18 protein-coding genes are annotated in these 20399 nt (G+C 46.6%); 7 read left to right on the top strand and 11 right to left on the bottom strand.

Translation table 11 applies throughout. The annotated features are described in order from the left end of the window. Nucleotides 1-94: 94 nt before the first annotated feature. Nucleotides 95-1465 (bottom strand): adenylosuccinate lyase, encoded by a 1371-nt coding sequence (gene purB / locus DBY97_RS05585; RefSeq protein WP_107857740.1) that lies wholly within the window; start codon nt 1463-1465, stop codon nt 95-97. A gap of 210 nt (nt 1466-1675) precedes the next feature. Here purB and DBY97_RS05580 point away from each other — a divergent pair, with 210 nt between their 5' ends. Then, nucleotides 1676-2116: a surface-adhesin E family protein gene (locus DBY97_RS05580; protein ID WP_107857739.1), complete on the top strand. Its 441-nt coding sequence runs from the start codon at nt 1676-1678 to the stop codon at nt 2114-2116. A 366-nt stretch (nt 2117-2482) separates the two neighbouring features. On the opposite strand, the gene DBY97_RS05575 is transcribed toward DBY97_RS05580, so the two are convergent. Beyond that, complete coding sequence (locus DBY97_RS05575; protein WP_199900741.1) at nt 2483-3052, bottom strand: L-threonylcarbamoyladenylate synthase; 570 nt, start codon at nt 3050-3052, stop codon at nt 2483-2485. Nucleotides 3053-3123: 71 nt separating this feature from the next. Beyond that, a complete protein-coding gene (purD, locus tag DBY97_RS05570) occupies nt 3124-4395 on the bottom strand; it encodes a phosphoribosylamine--glycine ligase (protein WP_107857738.1) in 1272 nt (423 codons plus the stop codon). A gap of 140 nt (nt 4396-4535) precedes the next feature. Between purD and DBY97_RS05565 the strand changes: the two genes are divergently transcribed. Continuing rightward, on the top strand, nt 4536-4847 hold the full coding sequence (locus tag DBY97_RS05565) for a DUF4298 domain-containing protein (protein WP_107857737.1): 312 nt from the start codon (nt 4536-4538) through the stop codon (nt 4845-4847). A 54-nt stretch (nt 4848-4901) separates the two neighbouring features. Here the strand turns inward: DBY97_RS05565 and DBY97_RS05560 are convergent, their stop codons facing one another. The 5 genes from DBY97_RS05560 to DBY97_RS05540 all read right to left on the bottom strand — a co-directional run bounded on the left by DBY97_RS05560 (nt 4902) and on the right by DBY97_RS05540 (nt 9102). Beyond that, on the bottom strand, nt 4902-5513 hold the full coding sequence (locus tag DBY97_RS05560) for an IMPACT family protein (protein WP_107857736.1): 612 nt from the start codon (nt 5511-5513) through the stop codon (nt 4902-4904). A 61-nt stretch (nt 5514-5574) separates the two neighbouring features. Continuing rightward, nucleotides 5575-6507, bottom strand: coding sequence for an electron transfer flavoprotein subunit alpha/FixB family protein (locus tag DBY97_RS05555; protein WP_107857735.1), 933 nt, complete (start codon nt 6505-6507; stop codon nt 5575-5577). 10 nt (nt 6508-6517) lie between these two features. Then, nucleotides 6518-7267, bottom strand: coding sequence for an electron transfer flavoprotein subunit beta/FixA family protein (locus DBY97_RS05550; RefSeq protein ID WP_107857734.1), 750 nt, complete (start codon nt 7265-7267; stop codon nt 6518-6520). A 183-nt stretch (nt 7268-7450) separates the two neighbouring features. Then, the gene (gene waaC, locus DBY97_RS05545; protein WP_107857733.1) at nt 7451-8419 is read right to left on the bottom strand and encodes a lipopolysaccharide heptosyltransferase I; all 969 of its coding nucleotides are present in this window, start codon (nt 8417-8419) and stop codon (nt 7451-7453) included. Between the two features lie 50 nt (nt 8420-8469). Beyond that, the gene (locus DBY97_RS05540; protein WP_107857732.1) at nt 8470-9102 is read right to left on the bottom strand and encodes a nicotinamidase; all 633 of its coding nucleotides are present in this window, start codon (nt 9100-9102) and stop codon (nt 8470-8472) included. Nucleotides 9103-9272: 170 nt separating this feature from the next. Between DBY97_RS05540 and tsaA the strand changes: the two genes are divergently transcribed. Then, nucleotides 9273-9947 carry a tRNA (N6-threonylcarbamoyladenosine(37)-N6)-methyltransferase TrmO gene (gene tsaA, locus DBY97_RS05535; protein ID WP_107857731.1) on the top strand — a complete coding sequence of 225 codons (675 nt, stop codon included), beginning with the start codon at nt 9273-9275 and terminating at the stop codon, nt 9945-9947. 95 nt (nt 9948-10042) lie between these two features. Here tsaA and gap read toward each other — a convergent pair whose 3' ends face one another. Next, on the bottom strand, nt 10043-11047 hold the full coding sequence (gene gap / locus DBY97_RS05530) for a type I glyceraldehyde-3-phosphate dehydrogenase (protein ID WP_049333089.1): 1005 nt from the start codon (nt 11045-11047) through the stop codon (nt 10043-10045). A 650-nt stretch (nt 11048-11697) separates the two neighbouring features. On the opposite strand from gap, the gene lpxC reads away from it, so the two are divergent. Continuing rightward, nucleotides 11698-12612, top strand: a complete 915-nt coding sequence (gene lpxC / locus DBY97_RS05525; RefSeq protein ID WP_107857730.1) for a UDP-3-O-acyl-N-acetylglucosamine deacetylase — start codon at nt 11698-11700, stop codon at nt 12610-12612. Between the two features lie 237 nt (nt 12613-12849). Here the strand turns inward: lpxC and ggt are convergent, their stop codons facing one another. After that, entirely contained in the window at nt 12850-14619 is a 1770-nt protein-coding gene (gene ggt / locus DBY97_RS05520; RefSeq protein WP_107857729.1) for a gamma-glutamyltransferase, read from the bottom strand. Nucleotides 14620-15100: 481 nt separating this feature from the next. On the opposite strand from ggt, the gene gnd reads away from it, so the two are divergent. After that, nucleotides 15101-16549 (top strand): decarboxylating NADP(+)-dependent phosphogluconate dehydrogenase, encoded by a 1449-nt coding sequence (gene gnd, locus DBY97_RS05515; protein ID WP_101755659.1) that lies wholly within the window; start codon nt 15101-15103, stop codon nt 16547-16549. Nucleotides 16550-16743: 194 nt separating this feature from the next. On the opposite strand, the gene DBY97_RS05510 is transcribed toward gnd, so the two are convergent. Then, nucleotides 16744-17694: a D-2-hydroxyacid dehydrogenase gene (locus tag DBY97_RS05510; RefSeq protein WP_107857728.1), complete on the bottom strand. Its 951-nt coding sequence runs from the start codon at nt 17692-17694 to the stop codon at nt 16744-16746. Between the two features lie 128 nt (nt 17695-17822). Here DBY97_RS05510 and DBY97_RS05505 point away from each other — a divergent pair, with 128 nt between their 5' ends. Together DBY97_RS05505 and dinG are read left to right on the top strand one after the other, a co-directional pair. Beyond that, nucleotides 17823-18041 (top strand): DUF2061 domain-containing protein, encoded by a 219-nt coding sequence (locus DBY97_RS05505; RefSeq protein WP_003686746.1) that lies wholly within the window; start codon nt 17823-17825, stop codon nt 18039-18041. Nucleotides 18042-18205: 164 nt separating this feature from the next. Further along, complete coding sequence (gene dinG / locus DBY97_RS05500; RefSeq protein ID WP_107857727.1) at nt 18206-20356, top strand: ATP-dependent DNA helicase DinG; 2151 nt, start codon at nt 18206-18208, stop codon at nt 20354-20356. Nucleotides 20357-20399 lie beyond the last annotated feature (43 nt).

Genomic DNA, 20399 nt, shown 5'->3' with positions numbered 1-20399 from the left:
TCAGACGGCCTTTTTAATTTGTCGGATGTAGAGAGTTGGTTCTTATCTATCAAAAAATCTCAATAACTAAGAAGGTGCGCCCTACAAAATCCTTTTAAATTCGTTTTGCCAACTCTTCGGCTTTGCCCACATACAATGCAGGGGTCAACTCAAGCAATTTGGCTTTGGCTTCTGCCGGAATTTCCAACGACTCGATAAAGAGTTTCAACACTTCAGGCGTAATACCGTCTTTACCGCGTGTCAGATCTTTTAGCTTCTCATAAGGATTGGCCACGCCGTAACGCCGCATTACGGTTTGGATCGGCTCGGCCAGCAGCTCCCAAGTAGCGTCCAAATCGGCAGCAAGGGCGGCAGGATTCGGCTCAAGCTTGTTCAGACCCCGCAGATGGGCGGCAAAGCCCAATACGGTATAGCCCACGCCTACGCCCATATTGCGCAATACGGTGCTGTCGGTCAGGTCGCGCTGCCAACGGGAAATCGGCAGTTTTTCAGACAAAAAGCCCAATACGGCATTGGCCATACCGAGGTTGCCTTCGGAGTTTTCAAAGTCAATCGGATTGACTTTGTGCGGCATGGTGGAAGAACCGACTTCGCCTGCTTTAACTTTTTGTTTGAAGTAACCCAAAGAAATATAGCCCCAAACATCGCGGTTGAAGTCGATCAGAATCGTGTTGACACGGCTGATGGCTTGGAAGAATTCCGCCATATAGTCATGCGGCTCGATTTGAATGGTGTAGGGGTTGAAGGTCAGGCCGAGGCTGATTTCAACGAAGTTGCGGCAATGGGTTTCCCAATCCACATCGGGATAAGCGACCATATGGGCATTGTAGTTGCCGACTGCGCCGTTGATTTTGCCGAGGAACTCTTGCGCTTGCAGGTTTTTGAACTGGCGTTGCAGGCGGTACACGACATTGGCGATTTCTTTACCCAATGTGCTTGGTGTCGCAGGCTGGCCATGCGTGCGGCTCATCATAGGGACGGCAGCCAACTCATGCGCCATGCCGGTCAGTTTTTCGATGATTTCGGCCAGTTTCGGCAGCAAAACAGTCTCACGCGCTTCTTGCAGCATTAAAGCGTGGGACAGGTTATTGATGTCTTCGCTGGTGCAGGCAAAGTGGATGAACTCGCTGGCAGCAGCCACTTCAGGCACGCCGGAGAAGCGTTCTTTAAGCCAATATTCGATGGCTTTGACATCATGATTGGTGGTCGCCTCAATAGCTTTGACGGCGGCAGCATCTTCAAGCGAGAAGTTTTCGATCACTTTGTCGATTTCGGCAAGCGTAAAATCGCTGAAAGCAGGAACTTCTACAATCTTAGGTTCGGCGGCAAGGGCTTTGAGCCAGTTTAATTCAACTTTGACACGCGCACGCATCAGGCCGTATTCGGAGAAAATCGGACGCAATGCTTCAACGGATTTGGCGTAGCGGCCATCTAATGGGGAAAGTGCAGCGATAGGGTTAATCATGTCGGATCTTCCTATGGGATGAAAACCAAATTGTTTGCAATTATACATGATTTTACACTTCGAGGCCGCCTGAAAGACAGGTTTCAGACGGCCTTTTCAGCGTATTTTTCATAAAATTCTTTTCAGAGGTTCAACTTTGCAAAATCGATTTACGATATATGCCATCTTCACGGATAATATCGGCTGACTTTCTGTAAATAATGAGGTTTTATGAATATCAAACGTTTTTCCCTAGCTGCAACCGTATTTGCGGCTTTGATGTTGAGTGCCTGTGAAACAACCACCACTTCAAGCGGCAGCGGTAGTTGGACCAACATCGGAACCATCTCTGAAGGCAATATCAAAGTAGCCATTGATAAAAGCAGCATTAAAAGAAATGGCGCACTGGTTACTTTCCGCGATAAAAAAACCGTTTCCAAACTGAAAGAGGAACGTTTCGTCAACACGCCTGCCTATAAAACGGCCATCGGTAGCTGGGAAATTCATTGTTCAAACAAAACCTATCGCCTGGCAGCGCTGCAACTGATGGACGAACACGGCCGGGTAATTTCCAACCAAAGCTATACGCCGACCAGCATCCGCCCAATGAGCGTCATGAGTGGCACGATTACTGAAAAACAATACGAAACTGTGTGTGGACATAAGCTTTAATCCACACTTATTCACAAAGTTATCCACAGTTTAAATATTTAAAAGGCCGTCTAAATGCTTTGAATATCAAGTTTCAGACGGCCTTTTTATGTTTTGATGGAAATTTATCTTCAAATTTATCCACAAAATTTGTTTATTCAAAAATAATTTATTACAGCGATTCATTTACGCTCAAAGTTTGCTTCATTCTTTGCAAGAGCATTTCACAAAATACTGCTTTCTACTCTATTTACTGACTTAATATCTGCTTAATTGATCTGTATTTACAGGCTGCGCTAAATGCTTTTCATAAAGGTATTCCACAATCTTTTAGAAAAAATTTGCTTCTCCAAATAAATACCTTTCCTTTGATAATACAGTCCTTCTTTAACGCAGCCTTGCTCCTGTTTCTCCGTCAATAATCTGGCTAGGCGTTTTCTGCTTGCCTATCAATCCGCCTACAACCCAGACTTTCCTGCCAAACTGTCTTCTAACTTCCCTTTCCGTTTTGCACGCCCGTTTTCCAGCACGATTGCATGAAGTAGAGACTAAAGGCATTTCCAAAACCTGACACAAACGTCTTGCACCTGCGTGCGCAGGAACCCTGACAGCCAATTTACTGCGTCCTTTCCCCCGCAATGAAGGCAATACTTTTTTGCCAACCGGCAATAAAAAAGTTTTCGGAGCCGGCCATGCTCCATGCAGCATGGTTTGGATATTTTCAGACGGCCTTTGCAGCAAAGGTTGCAACTGTTCCAAGCTATGTCCAATGACAATCATGCCTTTGTGTTGCGGTCGTTTTTTCAGATGAATCAGTTGATTGAGCGCTTTGGGCAAAGTAGGGATACAGCCCAAGCCATAGCAAGATTCGGTAGGATAGGCGACCAAACCACCTTTTTTAAGATGCGCCTGCAGCCTACGTTGGGCTGCAGCCGATAAAATTCTGGGGAACATCATCATATACCAAGGCCGTCTGAAACTGCGATTGTCGGACAATCTGTGTTCAGACGGCCTATTTCTATTCATTATTAACGGTTGATGGCTTTATCAGCAATGTCTTTACGGTATTGCATACCGTCAAAATGGATTGTTTCCAATGCCTCATAAGCCTTGCTTTTAGCTTGTGCAACATCATCGCCCAAACCGACTACACACAACACACGGCCGCCATTGGTTACCACTTCGCCTTTTTCATTCGTTGCAGTACCGGCATGGAAAACTTTACCTATTTGATTGGCCTTATCCAAGCCGAAGATCACATCGCCTTTTTTCGGAGAATCAGGATAGTTTTGTGCAGCCAACACCACACCTACTGCAGTCTGCGGATTCCATTCGGCAGCAACACTATCCAGTTTGCCGTCGATCGCCGCTTCAACCAAGTCCACCAAATCGCTATCCAAACGGCTCATAATCGGCTGGGTTTCAGGGTCGCCGAAACGACAGTTGAATTCGATGGTATAAGGCGCACCAGTTTTATCAATCATCAAACCCGCATATAAAAAGCCGGTAAATTCATGACCTTCTGCTTTCATACCGGCCACAGTCGGCAAAATAATTTCATTCATCGCGCGCTCGTACACGTCAGGCGTTACCACCGGAGCAGGGCTGTATGCGCCCATACCACCGGTATTAGGACCTTTGTCGTCATCCAGCAGGCGTTTATGGTCTTGGCTGGTTGCCATCGGTAAAACATGATTGCCGTCCACCATAACGATAAAGCTCGCTTCTTCGCCTTGCAGGAAATCTTCAATCACGACGCGCGCGCCTGCATTACCCATTTTATTGCCCAACAACATATCGTCGATAGCGGCATGGGCTTCATCCAAAGTCATAGCGACAATCACGCCTTTACCGGCAGCCAAGCCATCCGCCTTAATAACAATTGGCGCACCTTTTTGGTTGACGTAATCATGTGCCGCATCGGCATTTTCAAAGGTTTGGTATTGCGCGGTTGGAATCTTATATTTTGCCATAAATGCTTTAGCAAAATCTTTTGAGCTCTCCAGCTGGGCAGCGTATTGAGTCGGGCCAAAAATCTTCAATCCGGCAGCACGGAAGTCATTCACCACACCCACAGCCAAAGGCGCTTCAGGGCCGACTACGGTAAAGGCAATATTTTCATTACGGCAAAAATCAATCAAATCTTGATGCACCGTCAACGCCACATTCTGCAGTTTAGGCTCAATTGCCGTTCCGGCATTACCGGGTGCAACAAAGACAGTTTCTACTTTAGACGACTGCGCCAATTTCCAAGCCAGTGCGTGTTCACGTCCACCATTACCAATAACGAGCAATTTCATACCATCTCCTTGAAGAATAGATGTTGTAAATAAAATTCAATTGATGGAATATTGTTCCATCTTGCATAACTGTTTCAAATTAAGAATAATATTGCATCAAGACAACCATACTCTAATTTCAAACAACGAAAGGACAAATCATGCAAAAACGTATTGATGAAATTCAAAGCAAATACCGCGAATGGTGCGAATTACTGCCGCAACTGGAAGCAGATATCGCCCGCTGGAAACATGCTGCAAGCCTCATGCAAGACATGGATGACTTCTATACCAACGAATACCAAGCATGCCATCAAGCCATTGAAGAAGGGGCAGATGTTGATTTGCGTACACAGGGCGAATACAGCATTATGAGCGAAGATGCCCTATGGAACGCACTGGGGGAATTTCATCAACTGGCTTGGGAACACCTGCGCTCAAGCGTAAATGCTTTAGACAGATACCAAGACTAAAACATCAAAGGCCGTCTGAAACTTTTGATTTCTCAAATATGTTCAGACGGCCTTTTATTCAAACGGCTTCTCAGTATCTACTTCAATTTGGCGCGTATTTTTCCAAGCAGCAATACAGGCTTCATAATCGGCCAACGCTATTTTCACTGTCAACTTACAATCCAGTTGCAAATCCTGTTCCACAATATCGGCCTGATATTGTTTGGCAATCCGTATAGCCTCATTCAAAATAGGATATTCACATTTCAACCAAACTGTCTTTTCGACATTCTTTTCAACAACTTCAGCTATCGCCAATGCCTGAGCCGTTGATTCCTTATAAGCATGAATCAGACCAGGAACACCCAATAGCGTACCGCCAAAATAACGCACAACCACAACCAACACATCCGTTACGCCGACAGAATCAATCTGCCCCAGAATAGGGCGGCCTGCACTTCCGGACGGTTCTCCATCATCGTTTGCGCGAAATTGCATTCCATCCACACCCAATCGGTAAGCGTAACACCAATGTCGTGCCTTATGATGCTCTTCCTTTAATGGGTCGAGATATTTCTTCACATCGACCAAAGTGCGAATCGGATAGGCATATGCAATAAAACGGCTGCCTTTATCTTTAAATTCAGCCTGTGTCGGAGTGGTAATGGTTTTATAGGTCGTAATCATGCCAAAATATTTTCAGACGGCCTTTGTTATAAAAGGCCGTCTGAACGTTTCACGTGAAACATTAGTTTTTCAGTGCTTCAGTCAGTTGAGGCACAACTTCAAACAAATCACCAACCAAGCCGTAATCTGCCACATTGAAAATCGGAGCGTCAGCATCTTTGTTGATGGCAACAATCACTTTACTGTCCTGCATACCGGCAACGTGTTGGATGGCTCCAGAAATACCGATAGCGAAGTACAGTTGCGGCGCAACCACTTTACCGGTTTGACCGACTTGAGCATCGTTTGGCGCATACTCGGCATCTACTGCTGCACGGGAAGCACCAATCGCCGCACCCAAAGCATCCGCCAATGGAGTCAACACTTCATTGAATTTTTCAGCACTGCCCAATGCACGACCACCGGAAACAATCACTTTTGCCTGAGTCAATTCAGGACGGTCAGACTGGGAAAGTTGACGGTTTACGAAACGACTCAGGTTTTGAGCAGGCGTTGCCTCAACATTGACCACTTCTGCATTACCGCCTTGTCCGGCAGCATCAAATGCGGTTGCACGGAAAGTCAGCACCAGTTTTACAGAATTGGATTGAATGGTTTCAAATGCATTACCGGCATAAATCGGACGGACAAATGTCGAGTTATCCACAACTTCGGTTAAATCCGAAACTTGTGGCACATCCAACAGGGCGGCTACTCGGGGCAACAGATTTTTACCAAACGCAGTTGCAGTCGCAGCCACATAGCGGTAATCCGCAGCCAGTTTAATAACCAAAGGCGCCAATTCTTCTGCCAAACCTTCGGCGTAATAGGGTGTATCGGCTACCAAAACTTTCGCTACGCCTGCAACCTGTTTCGCCTCTTCAACCACCGCAACAGCATTACTGCCGGCAACCAATAAATCTACATTACCCAATTTAGCGGCAGCCGTGACCGCATGCAAAGTGGCAGGATTCAAATGTTGGTTATTATGTTCCGCAATAATCAATACGCTCATTTCATACTCCTTAGATCACTTTGGCTTCGTTTTTCAACTTTTCAACCAACTCGGCAATATCAGCCACTTTTACACCAGCTTGACGTGCTTTAGGTTCGGCAAATTTCACGGTATTTAAACGCGGAGAAATATCCACAGCCAAATCGGCAGGACTTAATTTTTCCAAAGGCTTTTTCTTTGCCGCCATGATATTAGGAAGTTTGACAAAGCGTGGTTCGTTCAAACGCAAATCTGCACTAATGACCGCAGGCAGCTTCAACGCAACAGTCTCCTCACCGCCGTCAATTTCACGGGTTACCAATACCTCTTCGCCTTCAATTTGCACTTTTGATGCAAAAGTACCTTGAGCAGCGTTCAACAAGGCAGCCAGCATTTGAGCAACTTGGTTGGCGTCATCATCAATTGCCTGTTTGCCCAGCAGTAAAATTTGCGGATTTTCTTTATCCGCAACAGCTTTCAGTAATTTTGCAACGGCCAAAGGCTCCAACTTCGCATCAGTCTCAACATGAACTGCACGGTCGGCACCCATCGCCAAAGCAGTACGCAACGTCTCTTCGCATTTTTTCTCGCCAAGAGAAACAGCAACAATCTCGCTTACTTTTCCGGCTTCTTTCAAACGGACAGCTTCTTCTACCGCGATTTCATCAAACGGGTTCATCGACATTTTGACATTACCAATATCCACATCGGAACCATCGGCTTTCACACGAACTTTGACGTTATAGTCCACTACGCGCTTTACTGCGACCAGTGCTTTCATTCAATTCTCCTAAAAAGAATGCCCATCAAATCAAACATTCTGCTTTTGATACATTCTTTATATAAAATCCAATTCGGTTTTCCCAACATGACAAAACCAAATTTGTATAAATCTTGGCAAATAGAGCGGAATTATATCATTTCTAAAGCATTTACTCAGAAAATAAATCCAACTCCCCAGCAATTATTTACCATATGCTGCAACACAATCCATCAAGATTTGGTAAACCTCGCCAACATTTGGGATTTGAGCAATACCGCCTAAATTTTTTGCATAAGCCGAAACTTGAACGCCAGTCTTGGCCGGATCTGTATCTGTATAAATTCCTACAACAGGCTTTTCCAGTGCATTGGCGAGATGCAGCAAGCCGGTATCTACGCCAATAATACCCTCTGCATTTTTCAATAAAAATGCAGCCTGTAATAAATTCATTTTGTCGCAGACGAAAGCAAACGGTAAATCGCTTGCAATCTGTTCGGCACGCATTTTTTCAGTTTCATTTCCCCACGGCAGATACACATTGTATTGTTGTTCTTCATTCAACTTTTTCAATAATGCACGCCAGTGTTCTACCGGCCATAATTTACTGTCGCGACTGGTTGCATGCAAAGCAACGTAATAAGGGGATTGCACATTTTTCAGACGGCCTGATTCAGGAACCGACAAACCAAATACCTGCGTTTCAGGCATTGTATAACCAAATACTTGGGCGAATAATTCACGGTTTCGCCAAACCGCATTTTTGCCTTTCGGTACGGCAAATGTTTTACTGTATGCAAGGGCAGCCAAACTTTCACGCGCGCTGTGTTTATCCAAACCGTAAATAGGGGATTTCGCCATTTTGGCAAAGCATGCGCTTTTAATCAGTCCTTGGCTATCTAAAACAAAATCAAAAGATTCAGCCTGTAAATCCGTTTTCAGACGGCCTATTTCACACCATGTTTCAGCCTGAAAAAGGTGTTTGCGCCACTGTCGCCATTTCATTACATGAACTTTTTTGACAAAAGGATGTAAGCGGGCGATATCTGCAAACCCTGCCTCACACAGCCAATGGAGCTCCACATCAGGACATTGTCGCGCCAAATCTTCAACTGCGGGCAACGTATGAATTAAATCGCCCATACTGGACAAGCGGACAAGTAAAATCTTCATATTTTGGAAAATGTTTCACGTGAAACAACAGAATTTAAAAATATAATTTATTAATTATTAATGTATTTTCTTATTTCTTCGGCGTTTTCTAAAATAATAGCCCCGGCAGAACGCATTTCCCGCCATGCAGATTCAACCGTTTCCGGAGCAATGCCGCGACAAGCCGCCTGATTGACAATGACTTTCCAAGCTCCGCCTTTAAGCAACTGTAAAACCGTTGTTTTCACACAATAATCCGTTGCCAAACCGCCGACAATAACTGTATCTGCATTTTGACAGCGCAACCATTCGATCAAACCTGTACTGAGCTTTTCCTCAATATCGTGAAAACATGCGCCGTAGGGGTGTAATTCAGGATCAACGCCTTTCCAAACACAATAATCGTATTCTTTGGCTGAAGGCAGGCCATCCAACAACTCATAGCCATATGTTCCAACCATCGCATGCGACACCCAAGTCAAATCCGCATCGGGCAAACCTGTCGGTTTCAACATATCAACAGGATTATCCACAAGCCATTTTGCCGCGGCATGATGCGCATCTTTCGTCATCACGCGTAAATCCGCCAATGCAGCTTGGGCATTGAGTTCATCCGCAATCAGATGACCTTCGGTAACAGGCAATTCTTTCGGACACAAAGGCGTAAACGTTTTTTGTGCATCTACATCGATAGAAACAATCATGGATTAATTTAACCTATTGATTTTATTTTATATTATTCAAATTGAGCATTTATTACCCATGTACGGACATTTGGAATAAATGCTTTGTATTATAACAAATTACTACCGCAAAATGTGGGAAAACATCTGTGATATGATGACAGTTTACACAGAATATTTATCCACAAATTATGTCCTATTCGATTACGCCTATTGCAACCGTTCATTCCCCCTACAAACAAAAATTCGGCATTGCCCGTCAACCCGGTTTGGTTCCTGCAGCAAAAATTTGCATTGAACTCACTCCTGAATTTACCGCAGACAGCGTTCGGGGCTTGGAAGATTTCGACTATGTGTGGATAAGTTTTATTTTCCACGGCGTATTGGATGAAGGTTGGGCGCAAATGGTGCGTCCACCACGACTCGGAGGCAAACAAAAAATGGGCGTATTTGCCACGCGCAGCCCGCACCGCCCCAATCATCTCGGTTTATCCCTGCTGAAACTCGAACGCATCGAATCAGGCAAACCTGTCCGCATCTATTGCAGCGGCGCAGACCTATTGGACGGTACTCCGGTAGTGGATATCAAACCCTACATCCCTTTTGTCGAATCCAAACCTGACGCATCATCAGGCTTTGTCAGTGGTAAACCTGAAGAATTGAACGTTGTCTGGGCAGAAAGTACGCTTGCAGAACATTTATCCACAGAAGAAAAACATCTCATTGAGCAAAGCATCGCCCAAGATCCTCGTCCTGCCTATCAAGATATTCCCGAACGGGTTTATGTAATGAATATTGCGGATTATGAAGTACAGTTTAGGATAGAAAACAAATGTGCCACAGTGATTAAACTATCCACAATCTGATTACAAATTAAATCTATCTACAAACAAAAGGCCGTCTGAAATGTTCAGACGGCCTTTTAATTATCCACAGACTGATTGATTCAGCCTATTATCCTTTAGATTTTGCTGGCAAAAAATTCCAAGGTACGAACCAATTGGCAAGTGTAAGACATTTCATTGTCGTACCAAGCAACAGTTTTCACCAATTGTTTGTCACCAACTGTCATCACGCGGGTTTGAGTCGCATCGAAAAGTGAGCCGTATTCAATACCGATGACGTCAGAAGAAACGATTTGATCTTCAGTGTAGCCTAAAGCATCGTTGGCGGCAGCTTTCATGGCTGCATTGATTTCTTCTTTGGTAACAGGGCGTTCAAGAATAGAAACCAGTTCGGTCAAAGAGCCGGTGGCTACGGGAACACGTTGGGCAGAGCCATCAAGTTTGCCGTTCAACTCAGGGATAACCAAGCCGATGGCTTTAGCGGCACCGGTGCTGTTCGGTACGATATTCAAAGCAGCGGCACGGGCGCGGCGGAAGTCGCCTTTGCGGTGCGGCGCGTCAAGGGTGTTTTGGTCGCCGGTATAAGCGTGGATAGTGGTCATCAGGCCTTCAACAATACCGAACTCTTTTTGCAATACTGCAGCCATAGGGGCCAAACAGTTAGTCGTACAAGAAGCGGCTGAAATAACAGTTTCGCTGCCGTCTAAAATATCTTGGTTTACCCCGTATACAACGGTTTTCACATCATTGCCGCCAGGTGCAGAAATCACAACTTTGCGCGCACCGGCACGGATATGGGCTTCCGCTTTGGTTTTATTGGTAAAGAAACCGGTACATTCGAGAACAACGTCCACACCCAGCTCGCCCCAAGGCAATTCTTCAGGATTAGGATTGGCAAATACTTTGATTTCTTTGCCGTTAACAACAATAGCATCATCTTTCAATTCGGCAGAGCCTTCAAAGCGGCCTTGAGTACTGTCGTATTTAAAGAGGTGCAGCAGCATATCGGCAGGAGTCAAGTCGTTAACAGCAACGACTTCGATACCTTGGGCTTTTTCAATTTGACGTAATGCCAGACGACCGATACGGCCAAAACCATTAATCGCTACTTTAATACTCATTTTGCTACTCCTAATTAGATGGAATGGGAAAAATTTTTTAATAAGGCCATTGTATCCTGAAATAAAATTACTTTCTAGGATTAAAGATAATTACTTTTAAGTTGTTTGATTTAAATAAAGAAAACATGAAATTCTTGTTTGTAGAAAAATATCAGGTAAATTGGATTATTCCTATTTTTTGATATTTTATTTCATAAAAACCGTTTTCCAATCTTAAAAGTTTCAGAAGTTTATGAAAATCATAAGCTTAGTTCTATTTCTCCATATTTTGCCATTTTTGTGTTGATAACCCAGTGTTTTCTTCAATTCATAATAGTTTAATTTTTAAAATGATGATTTTGATGAAGAACCAAACTATCTGTGGATAACGGAATAACTTTCTTTAAAACCAATTTGATAGTTACTTTTTATCTTTGAGGCCAACTTCAACTGAATGCCGGAATAAAAAAGGATAGAATCTTAGTTTCCCTATTTATCTGTGGATAAAACCCAAATTACCCACTTCAATTTCACATACTATTGTGGATAATTAAAATTTTGAATTTTCCCCCGCAAAACATCCATATTGGCAAATACTATTAAAAATGATGGCTTGTTTTTTCCTTTTTAACGTATCATTTGCCCATCAGACTTTTTAAAAGGAAGCAATTATGCTGCAACGAACTTTAGCCAAATCAGTAAGCGTTACCGGCGTAGGCCTGCATTCGGGCGAAAGGGTCGCTCTGACTTTGCATCCTGCCGAAGAAAACAGCGGTATTTCGTTCCGCCGTACTGATTTAAGTGGAGAAATGGGCGAAGTAATCAAATTGAATCCTTATTTGATTAACGATACCCGCCTCTCTTCAACCATCGTTACCGATAAAGGTGTGCGCATCGGCACGATTGAACACATTATGTCGGCTCTGTCTGCCTATGGCATCGATAATGCCTTGATTGAATTGAACGCGCCTGAAATTCCGATTATGGACGGCTCCAGCCTGCCGTTTATTTACCTTTTACAAGATGCAGGCGTTGTCGATCAAAAAGCCCAAAAACGTTTTTTGAGAATCCTCAAACCGGTTGAAATCAAAGAAACCGGAAAATGGGTGCGCTTTACGCCTTATGACGGCTTTAAAGTGACTTTAACCATCGAATTTGACCATCCCGTATTCAACCGCAGCGTACCTACTCTTGAGATTGATTTTGCAGGAAAATCCTATATCGATGAGATTGCCCGCGCCCGTACCTTCGGCTTTATGCACGAAGTGGAAATGATGCGCGCCCATAATCTCGGACTGGGCGGCAATTTGAACAACGCCATCGTGATTGACGACATGGATGTTTTGAATCCGGAAGGTTTGCGTTATCCCGATGAATTTGTCCGCCACAAAATCCTGGATGCGATTGGCGATTTGTACATTGTCGGCCATCCGATTATCGGTGCATTTGAAGGTTACAAATCAGGTCATGCTATCAATAATGCACTGTTGCGTGCCGTTTTGGCAGATGAAAGCGCTTACGAATGGGTTGAGTTTGCCAATGACGAAGACTTGCCCAGCGCTTTTCACGAGCTGCCGGCAGCCTGATAGAAAATAGATAAAGCAGTCCAATGAAAAGGCCGTCTGAACCTTTCAGACGGCCTAAATCATGTTGTTTTCCACAAGTAATTATCCACATATTCATATCTTTTATCTTATTGAAAAATAAAAATATTAAAATTTAATGTTATTCTTATACACATCTTATCCATATATTTTCCCAAACTAAAAAGGCCGTCTGAAACGAAGCTGTTCAGACGGTCTTTACATGTCAAACCGACAATATCAATCGCCCATGACCTTGCCTTCACGGCGCGGGTCGGCGCCGCCGAGTAAACCTTCTTTGCCGATCACAATGCCTTGCACGCCGGAATTCAAATCGCGGATTTGAACTTTATAGCCCAATTTTTCCAACGCAGCTGCTTTATCCGCCGCAGCGATTTTATCCTCGATCTCATACTGGCTGCCGCGATTAAGCATATTCGGCAGAGAGATTGCCGCCTGAATGTCCATGCCCCAGTCGATATGCGCCACCAGCGTTTTGGCAACGAAACCGATGATGCGGCTGCCACCCGGCGAACCGACTGCCATATAAGGTTTTCCGTCTTTCATCACAATGGTCGGCGCCATCGAAGAACGCGGACGTTTTCCACCAGCAACGCTATTTGCCACCGTTTTACCATCCTCTCCGACAGGATTGAAGGCAAAATCGGTTAATTCGTTGTTGAGCAGATAACCGTTTGCCATCAGCCCCGAGCCAAACGCGTTTTCAATCGAAGTCGTCATCGACACGACGTTGCCGTCTTTATCCACCACCACCAAATGGCTGGTGGACGGCAGCTCTACCGCCATGCCCTGCGCGTATTTCTTGCCAAACTTGCCCGCCTGAATCTTTTCCAATGCCTTGTCGGCTTGGCGGATTTCTTCGGCACGCGGTTTCAGGTAAGCCTGAGAAATCAAGGCACGGGTCGGGACGTTGACAAACGCGGGATCGCCGATGTAATGATCTCTGTCGGCAAACGCAATCCGCGACGCATCGCCTATCCAGCGCCAACTGTGGATATTTTCCGATCCCAACGCTTTCATATCCTGATTCTGCAATACGCCCAAAATCTGCCCCAAAGCAATTGCGCCGGAACTTGGCGCGCCCATGCCGCAAACTTCATATTCACGATACGGCGCACAAACCGGCTTACGCTCGATAACTTGATAGTTTTTCAAATCCGCCATGCTGATTTTGCCGGGGTTATCCACAGCACCGGTAACGGCACGGACAATATTCTGCGCCTGCGCGCCCTGATAAAACGGCGCGCTGCCTTTTTCCGCCAACAAGCGTACGGAACGCGCAAATTCAGGATTTTTCAAAACCGTTCCCGCAGCTAAAGGCTTGCCGTCAGGTAGGAAATAGGTGGCGGCTTGTGGATAACGTTGCAAAGGTTCCAAATTTTGCTCGATGGATTTCGCCATACGAGGAGAAACGGCAAAACCTTGTTCCGCCAAAGTAATCGGTTTCTCAAACAAACTTGCCCACGGCAATTTGCCGTAACGCTTGTGGACATCTTCCAGCAGCTTCGGAATCCCCGGCACACCGACCGAACGGCCGCCGACCACCGCTTTCATAAAGCCCATCGGTTTACCGTTTTCGTCCAAGAAAAGTTCCGATGTTGCCGCTTTCGGTGCTGTTTCTCGGGCATCAAACGTCGTCAGCTTTTTCGCCTTATTGTCCCAATACACCAAAAACGCGCCGCCGCCCAATCCTGAAGATTGCGGCTCAACCAGTCCCAAAGTTGTCTGCATTGCGATCATCGCATCTATCGCACTGCCGCCGCGCTTCAAAATTTCATAACCGGCTTCAGTTGCCAGCGGATTGGCAGACGCCGCCATATAATGTTTGGCGCGGATTAATTTCTGCTCCGTGAGCCCTGTTCCTTGCTCCGGCGCATGGTTGTCCACAGATACAGAGGGCAGGGCAACTTGAGGCTTTTGAACCGGCTGTTGCGCACAAGCAGCCAAAATCAAAACGGATAACAGATTAATACTAAAGGAAAACTTCATATGCACACCTTATTGAAATATTTTCAGACGGCCTTTTCCCAGCTTAAATAAAAGGAAATATGAAAATAGCTTGAAATAAAAAACCATTTGACTATTTCTCTAGTCAATCAGTTCCAATTGGAGAAGTATAAAACAGGCTAAGATTGTGCACAGGCAAAAAGTTACCCACAGAATGAAGCAGCAGGAAATTTTTACCCACATCTGCAAACAAGGCCGACCATACTTTATCCTCATTAAAAAATATCAGCTAAGTATTTGAAAAAATTTTGTAATAAAAGTTATCAACAAGCTGTGGCAGCACTCAATATCATCTTCTATTTATTATTTAAAATCTAATTTATAGTTTGTTTTCCCAAAGGTAAAGGCTGTCTGAAACGTAAAGGCATCTTTTCAAAAAATTAAAAAGTTAAGGATTGTTAAAAACGTGTAAATCAGCTAGAGTTACGCTTGATAAAATTAATCAATAACGGAGTTTCACAAAATGAAAGGCGACATTGGCGTAATCGGCCTTGCCGTAATGGGGCAAAACCTGATTCTCAACATGAACGACAACGGCTTTAAAGTTGTCGCATTCAACCGTACGACCAGCAAAGTAGATGATTTTTTAAACGGCGCAGCCAAAAATACCAATATTATCGGCGCATATTCACTGCAAGATCTGGTTGATAAATTAGAAAAACCACGCAAAATCATGATGATGGTGCGCGCTGGTTCTGTTGTTGACGATTTTATCGAGCAACTCGTTCCGCTTTTGGACGAAGGCGACATCATTATTGACGGCGGCAATGCCAACTATCCTGATTCCACCCGCCGTACACACGAGCTGGCCGCAAAAGGCATCCGCTTTATCGGCGCGGGCGTATCCGGCGGTGAAGAAGGCGCGCGTCACGGCCCGTCTATTATGCCCGGCGGTGACGAAGCCGCATGGCCTGCCGTTAAACCGATTTTCCAAGCCATCTCCGCCAAAACGCCTCAAGGCGAGCCTTGCTGCGATTGGGTCGGCCGCGACGGTGCGGGCCACTTCGTCAAAATGGTGCACAACGGCATCGAATACGGCGATATGCAGTTGATTTGCGAAGCGTACCAATTCATGAAAGACGGTTTGGGTCTATCTTATGACGAAATGCACCAAATCTTCAACGAGTGGAACAAAACCGAACTGGATTCTTATCTGGTCGAAATTACCGCCGCGATTTTGGGCTACAAAGATGAAAACGGCGAACCTTTGGTCGAAAAAATCCTCGATACTGCCGGACAAAAAGGCACAGGCAAATGGACCGGCATCAATGCCCTCGATTTGGGTATCCCGTTGACCCTGATTTCCGAAGCCGTATTTGCACGTTGCGTGTCCGCGTTTAAAGACCAACGCGCCCAAGCAAACAGCCTGTTTGGCAAAACCATTACCCCGATTGAAGGCGACAAAGCCGCATGGGTGGATGCTTTGCGCCAAGCCCTGTTGGCGTCCAAAATTATTTCTTATGCACAAGGCTTTATGCTGATTCGTGAAGCCAGCGAAAACAACGATTGGGCATTGAATTACGGCAATACCGCCCTTCTGTGGCGCGAAGGCTGCATCATCCGCAGCGCGTTCTTGGGCAACATCCGCGACGCATACGAAGCCAATCCTGATTTGGTGTTCTTGGGTTCCGATCCTTATTTCAAAGGCGTGTTGGAAACCTGTCTGCCTGCATGGCGCAAAGTGGTGGCCAAAGCGATCGAGTGCGGTATTCCGATGCCTTGCATGGCTTCCGCCATTACCTTCCTTGACGGCTACACTTCCGAACGCCTTCCCGCCAACCTGCTGCAAGCCCAACGCGACTATTTCGGCGCGCACACTTACGAGCGTACCGACAAACCGCGCGGCGAGTTCTTCCATACCAACTGGACAGGCAAGGGCGGCGATACCGCTTCAACCACATACGATATCTAATTTGTCCGGGCAAACAAAAGGCCGTCTGAGTATTTCAGACGGCCTTTTTAAGGGTTATCCACAATGAAGAATGAAACGATTTAACCTATTTTATAGATAACCTTATGAAATAAATAATGATTAATAAAGGCCGTCTGAATATTTCAGACGGCCTTTAAAATTGTTCACAACCTTATCAACAGGTTTTCCATAGATTAAACCAGATTTTGCGGATTGCCGGCCACGAAGCGGTTGATGTTGTCCAAAAGAATGTCAAACAGACGGTTGGCGGCCTCTTGGCTTGCCCATGCAATGTGTGGCGTAACGATGAGGTTGGGCAGTCGGGCTTTCAGCAGAGGGTTGCCGTCGCGTGGCGGCTCTTGTGTCAACACGTCAAAACCTGCACCGCCGATTTGGCCGTATTTCAACGCCGCAACCAAAGCGGCTTCATCGACCAAGCCGCCGCGCCCGCAGTTGATGAGGATGGCGCCGGGTTTCATTTGCTGCAATTCGGCTTCGCCTATCATGTTGGCCGTTTGTGGCGTGAGCGGGCAATTAAGCGACACGACATCGGCGGAGCGGATGGCTTCGTCAAAGGAAACATAGCCATCTCGGATGCTTTGGGCATTTTTATGTTCGGCGAACACGACATTCATTTTGAAAGCCTGAGCATAAGTTGCCAGCGTTTTACCGATATTGCCGCGTCCGAAAATCGCCAGCGTTTTGTCGTTTAAATCGCGCATCGGGGCGCCGAGATGGCAGAAAAACGGCGAGTTTTCCCACAAGCCTGCCGCAACGTCGCGCTGGTAGGCAGGCAGGTTGCGCATCAGGGTAATCATCATCATAAACGCGTGTTCCGCCACGGATTCATTGCCGTAAGCGCGGATATTGCACACTGCTGTGCCGTTTTGTTTGGCAGCCTCAACGTCCACATTGTTGACGCCTGTCGCGGTAACAGCAACCAGCTTGAGTTGTGGATTTTCGGCAAATGCTTGGGCGGAAATCACGACTTTGTTGGTAATCACAATGTCCGCGCCACGGATACGCTTTAAGGTTTCGTGCGCTTCGGTTGTGCCGTAGCTGCTCAATGTATGTGGAAAATCAAAATCAAACGGGCGGTTGACGAGGGTGTCGCGGTCGAGGACGACAATATGGAGCGGGTTCATAAAATTCCTATCAAAAATAAAATATCGATTTATAAAATCTAAATTAGGATAAAGGATTTAAAATATACGCGTTAGTTGATAATAATTATTATGTAGCGATTAAAACATCAATGTATCAGGAAAACAGCATGATTAAAACCATTACATTTGCTATTTTGCATTTCAGCGTCGCATTTAGTGTCGCCTATATTTTGACCGGCAGTATCGGCGTTTCCAGCGCGGTGGCTTTGGTCGAACCCATCGTCAATACCGTCGTCTTTTATTTTCACGAAAAAGCGTGGAACCGCTACGAGAAAAACAAATCCGACAAGCAAAAATTGTGGGTGCCTCTGCATCAGTGCGGCTAAAGTTTCAGACGGCCTTTTGCTTGATTAAAACCGATTATGCCTTTGCGGTTCATCCATCGCCATCAAAATGCCAAACCCTAAAATAGAGTAAGACTTTACGAAGGCTTCATGAAGGTAAAAATGCTAAAATACGCTATTCTTGCAAACCTATTCAGACGGCCTCAATGCTCACCGATTTAGAAAAAAACGCCATCCGCGACCATTACCAAAACATCGGCAAAAACCTGCCCGGTTTCCGTCCGCGCGCTTCGCAGCGGGAAATGATTGCGGCGATTGCCAACGCTTTTTCGCGGACGTTGACGCGTGAAGAAGGCGAAGAAGCGCCCAAACGCGAGGGTGAGAGCATTGCCGTGATCGAAGGGCCGACCGGCGTGGGTAAATCGTTGGCCTATCTTTTGGCCGGCGGCATCATGGCGCAAACGCGTGGCAAACGGCTGATTGTCAGTAGCGCGACGGTGGCTTTGCAGGAGCAGTTGGTTGACCGCGATTTGCCGTTTCTGGTGGAAAAAAGCGGTTTGGAGCTGACCTTTGCGCTTGCCAAAGGGCGCGGCCGTTATCTTTGCCCCTACAAACTCTATCAACTGACGCAAAACAACGCCCAGCAAAACCTGATTGGTTTTGAAGCGCCGGAAGTATTGTGGGACAGCAAACCCAAGCCGGAAGAATTGAACCTGCTGCGCGACATTGCCGATGAATTTTCCGCCCGCCGCTTTAATGGCGACCGTGACACTTGGCCGGAAAAAATCGATGACACGATTTGGCTCAAAGTGACCAACGACCGCCACGGCTGCCTGAAATCCGCCTGTCCCAACCGTCCGGAATGCCCGTTTTACCTGGCACGCGATGTCTTGGAAACCGTCGATGTCGTCGTTGCCAACCACGATCTTCTGCTTGCCGACATCAGCATGGGTGGCGGCGTGATTCTGCCTGCGCCCGAAAACAGTTTCTATTGCATAGACGAAGCGCACCACCTGCCCAAAAAAGCCCTCAGCCGTTTTGCCGCCGAACATTCATGGAATATTGCCGTTTGGACGCTGGAAAAACTGCCGCAGCTGACCGGCAAAATTGCCGCGCTTACCGATAAAGCCGAACTTGCCAACCTTGCCGACGAAGCTGCCACAGCCTTGCTCGACAGCCTGCACGAATGGCAGTTCCATTTGGCGGAAGAACCGTCTTTAAGTCTGGGGTCGTCTGAAAACGACAGGCGGAAACACAACGAACCGACTTGGCTGTGGGAAGACGGCAAAATCCCCGAAGGCCTGGAAACCACCGTTTCCAATACGGCCATTGCTGCACGCAGCCTGCTCAAACATGTTGTCGGGCTGAACGATGCGCTTTCCGCCGCGCGCCGCGAAAAAGAGCAGGACGGTGCACTCATCGACCGCCTGACCAGCGAGTTCGGCCTTTTTATCGCCCGTATCGAACAAATCAGCGCGGTTTGGGATTTGCTCTCCACCGTTCCCATTGAAGGCGAAGAGCCGTTGGCGAAATGGATAACCCGCCGTGCCGACGACAAAAACGACTATATTTTCAATGCCAGCCCCATCAGCAGCGCATCCCACCTTGCCAATAGCCTGTGGCGGCGCGCGGCAGGCGCGGTATTGACTTCGGCCACCCTGCAATCGCTCGGCAGCTTCAACCTGATTTTGCGCCAAACTGGTCTGCTGTGGCTGCCCGAAACCACCACGCTTGCTTTGGAAAGCCCGTTTAATTTCGATACGCAAGGCGAGCTGTATATTCCGCCGGTTCAAGCCAGCCCCAAAGACCCTGATGCGCACACGGCCGCCATTGTCGAGTGGTTGCCGAAGCTGGTTTCGCCGGTTGAAGCCATCGGTACGCTGGTGTTGTTTTCCTCGCGCAAGCAAATGCAGGATGTCGCCTTACGACTGCCTGACGAATACTTACCGCTTCTGCTTGTGCAGGGCGAGTTGCCCAAGGCTGTTCTTTTACAAAGGCACCATCAAGCCATTGCCGAAGGCAAAGCCAGCATTATTTTCGGCCTCGATAGTTTTGCCGAAGGCCTCGACCTGCCCGGTACGGCCTGCGTGCAAGTCATTATTGCCAAGCTGCCGTTTGCCATGCCGGACAATCCCATCGAGAAAACCCAAAACCGTTGGATTGAACAACGCGGCGGCAATCCCTTTATCGAAATTACGGTACCCGAAGCCAGCATTAAACTGATCCAAGCCGTCGGCCGCCTTATCCGTACCGAACAGGATTACGGCCGCGTGACCATCCTCGACAACCGCGTCAAAACGCAACGCTACGGCCAACAATTATTGGCCTGCCTGCCGCCGTTTAAGCGGATAGGGTAGTTGTGGATAATTTAAAAAACAAAGGCCGTCTGAAACCAAATGT

This window comes from Neisseria subflava (genome assembly GCF_003044645.1).
Lineage (GTDB): Bacteria > Pseudomonadota > Gammaproteobacteria > Burkholderiales > Neisseriaceae > Neisseria > Neisseria subflava_B.
Note: the sequence above shows the minus strand (reverse complement) of the source record. Positions and strands in the feature narration are given on the sequence as shown.

Bases quoted from the DNA above. Each gene is read 5' to 3' on its own strand.
- purB (WP_107857740.1), bottom strand. From the start codon at position 1,465: ATGATTAACCCTATCGCTGCACTTTCCCCATTAGATGGCCGCTACGCC.
- DBY97_RS05580 (WP_107857739.1), top strand. From the start codon at position 1,676: ATGAATATCAAACGTTTTTCCCTAGCTGCAACCGTATTTGCGGCTTTG.
- DBY97_RS05575 (WP_199900741.1), bottom strand. From the start codon at position 3,052: ATGATGTTCCCCAGAATTTTATCGGCTGCAGCCCAACGTAGGCTGCAG.
- purD (WP_107857738.1), bottom strand. From the start codon at position 4,395: ATGAAATTGCTCGTTATTGGTAATGGTGGACGTGAACACGCACTGGCT.
- DBY97_RS05565 (WP_107857737.1), top strand. From the start codon at position 4,536: ATGCAAAAACGTATTGATGAAATTCAAAGCAAATACCGCGAATGGTGC.
- DBY97_RS05560 (WP_107857736.1), bottom strand. From the start codon at position 5,513: ATGATTACGACCTATAAAACCATTACCACTCCGACACAGGCTGAATTT.
- DBY97_RS05555 (WP_107857735.1), bottom strand. From the start codon at position 6,507: ATGAGCGTATTGATTATTGCGGAACATAATAACCAACATTTGAATCCT.
- DBY97_RS05550 (WP_107857734.1), bottom strand. From the start codon at position 7,267: ATGAAAGCACTGGTCGCAGTAAAGCGCGTAGTGGACTATAACGTCAAA.
- waaC (WP_107857733.1), bottom strand. From the start codon at position 8,419: ATGAAGATTTTACTTGTCCGCTTGTCCAGTATGGGCGATTTAATTCAT.
- DBY97_RS05540 (WP_107857732.1), bottom strand. From the start codon at position 9,102: ATGATTGTTTCTATCGATGTAGATGCACAAAAAACGTTTACGCCTTTG.
- tsaA (WP_107857731.1), top strand. From the start codon at position 9,273: ATGTCCTATTCGATTACGCCTATTGCAACCGTTCATTCCCCCTACAAA.
- gap (WP_049333089.1), bottom strand. From the start codon at position 11,047: ATGAGTATTAAAGTAGCGATTAATGGTTTTGGCCGTATCGGTCGTCTG.
- lpxC (WP_107857730.1), top strand. From the start codon at position 11,698: ATGCTGCAACGAACTTTAGCCAAATCAGTAAGCGTTACCGGCGTAGGC.
- ggt (WP_107857729.1), bottom strand. From the start codon at position 14,619: ATGAAGTTTTCCTTTAGTATTAATCTGTTATCCGTTTTGATTTTGGCT.
- gnd (WP_101755659.1), top strand. From the start codon at position 15,101: ATGAAAGGCGACATTGGCGTAATCGGCCTTGCCGTAATGGGGCAAAAC.
- DBY97_RS05510 (WP_107857728.1), bottom strand. From the start codon at position 17,694: ATGAACCCGCTCCATATTGTCGTCCTCGACCGCGACACCCTCGTCAAC.
- DBY97_RS05505 (WP_003686746.1), top strand. From the start codon at position 17,823: ATGATTAAAACCATTACATTTGCTATTTTGCATTTCAGCGTCGCATTT.
- dinG (WP_107857727.1), top strand. From the start codon at position 18,206: ATGCTCACCGATTTAGAAAAAAACGCCATCCGCGACCATTACCAAAAC.